Genomic DNA, 4,844 nt, shown 5'->3' with positions numbered 1-4,844 from the left:
GTTAAACGCAGTTAGACCAAATTCGTATTTGTCAAGATTATTTTTTGATGCAAAAGCAGATGAAATTGTATCTATATTTTCTGGTGGACCAAGTGTAGAAATTAAAGATTTAGTTGATAGTTTAAATAAAATATCTATCAACAATACATTAAAATGGTCTAAAATTAAACTTTAATTTAAGTAGCATAAATTTTATGATTACAAACTTATCCATCGAGAATTTTGCTTTGATAGAAAAATTATCAATTCGTTTTTCTGAAGGATTTTCTACAATTACTGGTGAAACTGGAGCCGGAAAATCAATATTACTTGGAGCTTTAAGTCTTGTTTTAGGAAAACGTGCCGATTTAACTTCGCTTAAAAATAAAGAAGAAAAATGTGTAGTAGAAGCAAATTTTAATATAAAAAATTATAATTTAAAATCTTTTTTTGAAACCAACGATTTAGATTTTGAAGAAGAAACCATCATAAGAAGAGAAATTCTTGCATCAGGAAAATCTAGAGCATTTATAAATGATACTCCAGTAAATTTGAATCAATTGCAAGAATTAAGTGCTTCTTTAATTGATGTTCACTCGCAGCATCAAACTCAAGAATTGTCAGATGATGTAGTTCAATTTAAAATTATAGATTCAATTGCATCCAATTTTGATTTAATTTCTAATTATTCAGTTGATTTAAAAGAGTATAAAAAATGTAAAACTAATTTAAAATCTAAATCAGAATTTTTACAATCTATTTTAAACGAACAAGATTATAATAGTTTTTTGTTAGAAGAATTACTTTCTGCCAATTTAAAAGCAGATGAACAAGAAGAATTAGAAGCAACATTTGAAAAATTAAATAATGTTGAGTTTATTAAGGAAACTATTGTAAAATCGTTATCAATTGCAACTGATGAACAAGTTGGAGTACTTCAAAATTTAAAAGAAATTAAGAATTTATTTTCTAAAATTGCTCCTTTTTCTTTAGATTATTCATCATTATCTGAAAGAATTTCTAGTACATTAATAGAATTTGACGATATTGAAAAAGAATTAAATCAGTTATCTGAAACATTATTTAGTGATCCAGAAACATTAGAAAATACCAATTTAAAATTGCAGCTAATTTATTCTTTACAAAAAAAACACCAAGTAAAAACGGTAGAAGAATTGTTAACTATTCAAAATGAATTGGATAATAAAGTAGTTTCTGTAATTACATTAGAATCTGAAATTGAAAAAATTAAAAATGATATTTTAGAACTTGAAGAAAAACTAAATGTAAATGCAACAAAAATCCATAAAAATAGAGTAGAAGCAGTACCAATTTTAACTTCAAAACTTCAACTTATTTTAGAGCAACTTGGTATGGCAAGTGCTAGATTTAAAATAGAAGTTACTCAAAAAGAAGATTTTTTATCAAATGGAAAAGACGAAATAGAATTTTTATTTTCTGCCAATAAAGGTTCAGATTTTGGTTTACTTAAAAAGGTTGCTTCTGGTGGAGAAATGTCTCGAATTATGTTGGCTGTAAAATCAGTTTTAGCACAATATTCTAGTTTACCAACAATAATTTTTGATGAAATTGACACTGGTGTTTCTGGAGAAATTGCTAATAAAATGGGCGAAATTATGAAAGCCATGAGTTTAAACATGCAAGTATTCTCAATAACCCATTTACCACAAATTGCAGGAAAAGGAAGCTCACATTTTAAAGTTTTTAAAACTGTAGAAAATAATAAAACCCATACCGATTTAAAACTGCTTAATCAAGAAGAACGAATTCAAGAAATTGCACAAATGCTTTCTGGAAGTACCATTTCAGATTCGGCTTTAATTCATGCTAAAGAATTGCTTAACTAAAATTAATTACATTTGTTTACCTATTTAAGTTTATAAAATACACAACTAACTATTGAAATTATGATAATAGAACCAAGAATGAGAGGATTTATTTGCTTAACATCTCACCCAACTGGATGCGAGCAAAATGTAAAAAATCAAATAGAATATATAAAATCTAAAGGAGCAATTGATGGTCCAAAACGAGTTTTAGTTATTGGAGCATCAACAGGTTTTGGTTTAGCATCAAGAATTACTAGTGCATTTGGTTGTAATGCAGCAACAATTGGTGTTTTCTTTGAAAAACCACCAGTAGCAAAACGACCAGGTTCGCCAGGATTTTATAACTCAGCAGCATTTGAAAACGAAGCTACAAAAGCAGGTTTATATGCAAAAAGTATCAATGGAGATGCATTTTCTAAAGAAGTAAAACAACAGGTTATAGATTTAATTAAAACCGATTTAGGTCAAGTAGATTTAATTATTTATAGTTTGGCATCACCAGTAAGAATGCATCCAGAAACTGGAGTTTTACATAGATCTACGTTAAAACCTATTGGAAAAACATTTACTAATAAAACTGTAGATTTTCATACAGGAAATGTAACTGAAGTATCAATAGAACCAGCAACAGAAGAAGATATTGAAAACACTGTTGTAGTTATGGGTGGAGAAGATTGGGCAATGTGGATAGATGAGTTAAAGAAAGCCAACTTACTTTCTAATGGAGCAACCACAATTGCATATTCCTATATTGGACCATCATTAACTGAAGCAGTTTATAGAAAAGGAACAATTGGTAGAGCCAAAGATGATCTTGAAGCAACAGCATTTAAAATTACTGATAGTTTAAAAGACATTAATGGTAAAGGTTATGTATCTGTAAATAAAGCATTGGTAACACAGGCAAGTTCAGCAATTCCAGTAATTCCACTATACATTTCACTATTATATAAAATTATGAAAGAAGAAGGAATTCATGAAGGTTGTATTGAACAGATTCAGAGATTATTTCATGACAGATTATACTCTGGAAAAGAAATTCCAACTGATGATAAAGGAAGAATACGTATTGATGATTGGGAAATGCGAGATGATGTTCAAGAACGTGTAGCCAAATTATGGTTAGAAGCTACCACAGAAACGTTACCACAAATAGGAGATTTAGCAGGTTATAAACAAGATTTTTTAAATTTATTTGGATTTGGATTTAAAGGTGTTGATTACGAAGCGGATGTAAATGAAGTTGTAGAAATCCCTAGCATAAAATAATACAAATAATACATATTGTATTAATTTAACAAAGAAAGTCCTTGTAATTATGGTTTTTTTTTGTTAAAATTCACTTAAATAATTTAAATATTTTATTTTGTAACAAAGTTGTTTACAAATTATGATTACTTTTAATAAATATTAACTTAATAATCAAAACATGAAAAAAATTACTTTATTACTTTTATCGTTTATTTTTTATTCGATGAGTTATTCTCAAGTTAGCAGTTACACTTTTTCTCAAAGTAATGCAACATACACACCAATAACAGGTGGAACTGTATTAGGTACTGCAACTAATGATGATAATTCCTTTAATGCAATTAATTTAGGATTTACATTTACTTTTGGCGGATTGAATTTTACTCAAGCTAGTATTAATTCAAATGGTTTTTTAACATTTGATCCAACAGCGTCAAGCTCTTATGTATCTTTATCAAATGTCACCGCTACGGCATCAAATAATGTAGTTGCTGGTTTTAATGATGATTTGCAAGGTGTTGCAACTTCAAGTTTATCTTACGTTACAACTGGGACAGCTCCAAATAGAGTTTTTACAGTACAATGGGTAAATTATAGAAATTATTTAGCAACTGGAACTTCTACAGATAGTTATAATTTTCAAATAAAATTATTTGAAACATCTAATTTAATTGATATTGTATATGGTTCAATGGTAAAAGATGCTGTTGCAAGAACTAGACAAGTTGGTTTAAGAGGTTCATCAAATGCTGTATTTAATAATAGAACGACAACAACAGATTGGTCTGCAACAACAGTTGGAACTTTAAATACGAGTAATTGTACATTAACAGCTACTGTTTTTCCTGCATCTGGTTTAACTTACACATTTACACCACCTAATTGTGCAGCACCAACTGCATTAAATGTTGCTACATTATCTTTATCTAGTTCGTCAGGAACAGTAAATTGGACTGCAAGCGCTTCTGCAACTAATGGATATGAATATGTTTTATCTACTACAAATACAACTCCAACAACTGCTGGAACTAATATTACTGGTACATCAGTTGTGGTTAGTCCGTTAACAGCAGATACTACATATTATTTTTTTATTAGATCAAATTGTGGAAGCGGTAATTTTAGTGGTTGGACTAGTTTTTCTTTCTTTACAGCATATTGCATTCCAAGTTCAACCTCTGCATTGACTTACATTAATAATTTTTCAACAAATGTTGGAAGTACAAATATTACTAATAATGCAAGTGGATTTACAACTGGTGGTTATCAAAACAATTATGCAACAACTGGAGTTACAGCATTTCCAGGTGGAGCAATAAACTATTCTTTTTCACTTGTTGGAGGCACTACTGGAGTTGCCATTTGGGTAGATTGGAATAATAATTTAAGTTTTGAACTTTCTGAAAGAATGTATACTTCCAATGCTTATATAGCCGATGGTACGTACACCGGTTCATTTATAGTTCCATCTTTAACTACTTTAGGAGATTACAGAATGAGAATTAGAACAGATTACAATAATGTTAATCCAGATCCATGTGCAGTTTCTTTCAATAGAACAGAAGCAGAAGATTATAAAGTTACTTTAGTTGTTCCGCCAGTAGATGCAATGGATTTTAATAATATTCAATATATTTCTGATGGTGTAAATGGTAGTAATACTAGTTTTACAGTTCCAGCTAATACAACTGTTACAACATACGCTGAAGGTTATGAAGCAGGAATAACTGAAGCTGCTGGAGTTGGAGTTGGAGTTCAAGCATG

Annotated in this window: 4 protein-coding genes; all 4 read left to right on the top strand. The window is 29.4% G+C overall.

The window, feature by feature from the left end:
• Positions 1-175, top strand: a 175-nt coding sequence (locus ACH2BC_RS13595; RefSeq protein ID WP_395054552.1) for a DUF4835 family protein, incomplete at its 5' end; no start/stop codon positions are given.
• 19 nt (positions 176-194) lie between these two features.
• Positions 195-1,847, top strand: a complete 1,653-nt coding sequence (gene recN / locus ACH2BC_RS13590; RefSeq protein WP_395054551.1) for a DNA repair protein RecN — start codon at positions 195-197, stop codon at positions 1,845-1,847.
• A gap of 60 nt (positions 1,848-1,907) precedes the next feature.
• The gene (gene fabV, locus ACH2BC_RS13585; protein ID WP_395054550.1) at positions 1,908-3,098 is read left to right on the top strand and encodes an enoyl-ACP reductase FabV; all 1,191 of its coding nucleotides are present in this window, start codon (positions 1,908-1,910) and stop codon (positions 3,096-3,098) included.
• A 160-nt stretch (positions 3,099-3,258) separates the two neighbouring features.
• Positions 3,259-4,844: GEVED domain-containing protein (locus ACH2BC_RS13580; protein ID WP_395054549.1), on the top strand; the 1,586-nt coding region annotated here is incomplete at its 3' end.

The sequence above is a fragment of the Flavobacterium sp. genome (assembly GCF_043760115.1).
GTDB lineage: Bacteria > Bacteroidota > Bacteroidia > Flavobacteriales > Flavobacteriaceae > Flavobacterium.
The sequence above is the reverse complement of the archived record's forward strand: the minus strand, read 5'-3'. Positions and strand labels throughout refer to the sequence as shown.